Origin of the sequence: Stieleria sedimenti (genome assembly GCF_025060895.1) — a bacterium.
In the GTDB taxonomy this organism is placed as follows: Bacteria; Planctomycetota; Planctomycetia; order Pirellulales; family Pirellulaceae; genus Stieleria; species Stieleria sedimenti.
In genome coordinates this window covers 1-4,394 of the sequence record NZ_JANZKV010000142.1, presented here as the reverse complement: position 1 = coordinate 4,394, position 4,394 = coordinate 1, and the positions used below count along the sequence as shown (strand labels likewise).

3 protein-coding genes are annotated in these 4,394 nt (G+C 62.1%); 2 read left to right on the top strand and 1 reads right to left on the bottom strand.

All coding sequences use genetic code 11. From position 1 onward, the window contains the following. Positions 1 to 273: 273 nt before the first annotated feature. Positions 274 to 2,220, bottom strand: a complete 1,947-nt coding sequence (locus tag NZK35_RS17885) for an alpha/beta hydrolase (protein WP_259633901.1) — start codon at positions 2,218 to 2,220, stop codon at positions 274 to 276. Between the two features lie 223 nt (positions 2,221 to 2,443). Between NZK35_RS17885 and NZK35_RS17880 the strand changes: the two genes are divergently transcribed. After that, the gene (locus tag NZK35_RS17880) at positions 2,444 to 2,722 is read left to right on the top strand and encodes a hypothetical protein (RefSeq protein ID WP_259633900.1); all 279 of its coding nucleotides are present in this window, start codon (positions 2,444 to 2,446) and stop codon (positions 2,720 to 2,722) included. After that, a complete protein-coding gene (locus tag NZK35_RS17875; protein WP_259633899.1) occupies positions 2,719 to 4,269 on the top strand; it encodes a Do family serine endopeptidase in 1,551 nt (516 codons plus the stop codon). The genes NZK35_RS17880 and NZK35_RS17875 overlap by 4 nt, the downstream gene beginning before the upstream one ends. The last annotated feature ends 125 nt before the right edge of the window (positions 4,270 to 4,394 follow it).

Sequence of the window (4,394 nt, the reverse complement as noted above, 5' to 3'; positions counted from 1 at the left end):
ACCTCCGGCTACTCGCTGAACTCCCTGCGGGATCCCGGTGATGCCCGGAGGGCAGGCACAGTGTCTGCCGGCGGTGTGAGCCGCCGGATGAGCGGCCCCGACTCGGTGTGTTCTGTGTCGGCCTTCCAGGCCTGCGGCGAGGTTGCATCGAACTCCGGGCCCTGACGGGGCCCGGCAACCACTCTGTCAGCCCGCCGGACTTGAACGACTCGCCTTCCGCGAAATCGCGGGCGGACAAGGCCGGTAGGTGGAGCTTGAGGACAGCCCGTTGGGTCAGCGACTTCCTTCGACGATCACGTTGGTGGTTCCGTTTTGCATATCCGCCAGCCAACGCGCACAGGAACGTGTCCATTGGGCGAATGGGCCTCCGATCTCACGTAGCCCCTTGCCGTGGCCGCCGCTGGCGTAGACGTGCAATTCTGCCGGCACCTTGGCACGTTGCAGATGCAGCAGGTAGTGCAGCGAATCGGGCGCGAACCGATCATCCGCTGCGACCGCCAAATAAATCGGCGGGTAATCGTTGCTTTTCTCCAATGGTTGAATCAACGGATCCAAGCCGTCCGCGGTGTCTTCGGCGGTCAGATAGGCGGGATAAATCAAGATCGCGAAATCGGGATCGGCGCGGACCGCATCGATCGAATCGAGCGGTGGGTAACTTTGCCGGTCAGAATGATGCACGGTCAACGCCGCCAAGTTGCCACCGGCGGAAAAACCGAGGACACCGATTTGTTGCGGGTCAACGTTGAATGAATCTGCCCGACTGCGCACCAGCCGGATGGCGCGTTGGGCGTCCTGAAGCGCGACCGCGTGCTTGTCCATCCCTTCGCGGCGCGGGACGCGGTACTTGGTGACGAACGCCGTGATCCCTTGGTCGCACAACCACTGAGCGATTTGAGTGCCTTCGTGTTCTGCCGCCAAGGCGTTGTAGGCCCCACCGGGAAAGATGACCACCGACCGGCCGTCGGGATGTTCCGGGCGCCAGACGTGCAGCGTCGGGCGAGCGACGTTGGTGATACGCACCAGCCCATCGGGTCGCTGCGGAAGGTTCTCCCGTAGCGTCGCAGCGGGATCGTCGTCGCGTTTGCCATCGCCCGGCCAGATCGAGACGATTTCTGGTGCCGGCTTGCGGAGCGCCGCCAGTTGCCGGTCACCCTCAGTCCAATCCGACGGGGGCAACGCCGCGTCTGACTTTGTCGTCTCCGTTCTCGACACCTCCTGCTGTGCGACGCGTCGTTTCAAGAACGTGGCTTCCAGGCGATCTAAGAACACGTTGCTTTCGTGTTGCATGGCCTCGGTGAACAGACCTTGATCTTTCAAAAACCGGGCGGTCGGACGGACAAACTCCATCAACGGATACTTGTCGAAACAGCCGCCGTGGCCGCCTTGGGGATACACGTGAAGCTCCGCAGGCACTTTCGCTTGTCTCAGTTGCAACATCGTGTTGACCGCGCCCCAGGTGAATTTGTCGCTTCGGGTGACCGTCATCAACGTCGGCGGCGTCCGTTCGGGGCTCAACTGATCAAGGTGCAGATGCGGATCAGCGGTCGACGACTCCGTCGGCTGGGTCAGGTACGCCGGATACATCAACACGACCGCGTCGGGGCGCGCGCTGAGCTGGTCTGCCGCGTCTTGCGCAGGGTACGTCGACTCGCCGTGATTGTTGGCCAGATTGAATGCCAAGTGACCGCCTGCGGAAGATCCGATCATGATAATCTTATTCGCATCAATGCCGAGATCCGCCGCGCCCGATCGCAACAGTCGCACCGCGCGTTGGGCATCGCTTAGTGGCACGCGATGACCGCGATCATCCGCCGCTCTGGGAACGCGATACTTCAGCACGGCACAGTGGGCGCCGATGGCTCCGGCCCAGCGACAGACATCGACGGCGTTGGGCAAGGAAAGCCGTCCATAGGCTCCACCGGGTGCGAACAGGATCGTGGTCCCGGTCGCTTCGACGCCCGCCGGCGGGGCAAAGAGAATCATGCTCGGCTTGGTGACGTTTCCAATCGCTGGCTTGCCGCTTTTCGAATCGCCCACGCTATCGGCGGGTTCCTCCTGCGTCTGTTTCGACGGTGCCACCTCATCGGGCCAAAGCGGGATGACGACGGCATCGCGATCGAGCAGTTGCTGCATCGCTTGCTCACCCGGGCTGTCGGCGCGGGACACGTGGCAAACCAAAACAATCGTCAACAGGAGCGAGCTAAAGAGGATCCGCAACATGAGGGTCGAACTTTTTGATCAAGGTGTGAAACGTCGCACAAGGCAGACGCCATCGGACAGCGAGTGCACCCTCGTGGATGCGATCGCCACTGCGTCGGCATTGTAAACCAGATCGCATCGTCGCGGTCGGAGCGATTTCGGTTCAATCGTGGGGTAAGCATCTTGCTTGCCAGCTCCAATCGCAGGGCACACGCAAGCTGGAAGCGTACGCTACTTCGGCAGATTGACCGGGCTGATCATCGAACACAATACCCGCCGGCGAGACGGCGTTGCGGGTTGGGGCATTCTGCCCCGCCGCGACTTTTTGGTGCGGAGCGACAGGAGTGTTTCAATCGTGCGGGACCAGCAGCAAAAAGTGTTTGGTGCCGTGAATGCCGAGACGAACGTGGATTTCGAGTGCAACAATGCCGCTCTGGCACGCGGCGTGCGTTTCAGACAGATCGATGACGCGGCGTGTTGCCGCTGCAACCTCCTCCGTCTGATTGAAGGACACAAAGCATGAAGAAGCACAAGAGCCGTCTGAGGACAGCACTCGTCGCGGCACCGTTGACGTTGGCAGCAACCGGTCTGTTGGTGGCGGCTGCTCCGATGACCAAACTTGATACCAAACCGGCGCCGGCCGCGGTGACACGCCCCGCGCCGTCTCCGGCGATCACGCCCGAACAGCTGAACATCGCCAATTCACTCTCGCAAGCGTTTCGAAATGTTGCCGATCGCGTCTTGCCGGCCGTCGTTGCCATCGAGAACCGCCCGGACACGTCTTGGCGTGCAGGCCAAGCCGCACCGGACGGCAATACGAAGAACACACCCAATCCGTTCAAGGGGACACCGTTTGAGGACATGTTCCGTGGCGGCCAGATCCCGATGCAACCCGGCATGACCCCGCGTCAGGCGCCGCGTTCACAAGGCGGCATCGGCTCAGGCGTGATCATCGACACGTCGGGGATCGTGTTGACCAACAACCACGTGGTCGAAGGCGGCGGGACCGTGATCGTGAAGACTCAGGACGGTCGTGAGTTTGAGGCGGTCGAAGTGTTCACGGACCCGAAAACTGACATCGCCGTGGTCAAGATCAACGGCGACGATTCGCTGACGGCCGCGAAACTCGGCGACAGCGACTTGACGTCGGTGGGCGACTGGGTCGTCGCACTCGGACAGCCGTTCGGGCTTGAAAGCACCGTCACGGCGGGGATCGTGAGCGCGAAAAATCGCGGCATCGGCATCACCGCGCGTGAGAACTTCATTCAAACCGACGCGGCGATCAACCCTGGTAACAGCGGCGGTCCGTTGGTCAACCTGTACGGCGAAGTGATCGGGATCAACACCGCGATCTCGTCTCGCGGCGGCGGAAACAACGGCGTCGGATTCGCCGTGCCGTCCAACATGGCCCGTTGGGTCAGCGATCAATTGGTTACCAGCGGCACGGTGCAGCGGGCTTACTTGGGCGTCGCCATTCAGCCGGTGTCCCATGAATTGGCCGGCCAGCTCGGCGTCTCTCCCCGAGGCGGCGTGGCGGTCACCAACGTGTTCCCCGACACGCCGGCGGCCAAGATGGGTTTCCAGCCGGGCGATGTGATCGTGAAGTTTGGATCGACCAAGGTCGCCACCCCGCAACAACTGCAACTGGCCGTCGAACGTTCCGCGATCGGGCAGACGGTTTCGGTGGAGATCGTGCGTGACGGGAAAACGGTCGCCTTGACCTACGAACCCGAAGCGGCACCGAATGACTTTGCCGCTGCCGGACCGGAACAGAAACCCGGCGGAGTGAAGATGCAGTCGCTGGGTATCGAGGTCACTCCGTTGACCGCCGACGTCGCCAAGCAACTCGGCCTGGAGGAATCCGCTGGCGTCGTGGTCACGCGCGTTCAGGAAGGCAGTCGCGCCGAGCAAGCCGGGCTGAGCCCCGGGATGGTGATCGCCCAGGTCAATCGTCAAGACGTCTCGACGATGGCCGAGTTTGAAAACGCGGTCAAAGCGGACGAGGACGGAACCCTCCTGTTGTTGGTTCGCAGCGAGCGAGGCTCCCGCTTCGTTGTCGTCGAAGGATAAGATTCCCCACCCGAGCAAGGAGGCGCGAACCACATGCGACCAACGTCCCCGCGGCGTTGGTCGCTCTTTTAGGGAGCAGCGGAAAAGGGGTCAGGTACGAATGGCACGGGCATAAGTGTTGGTGT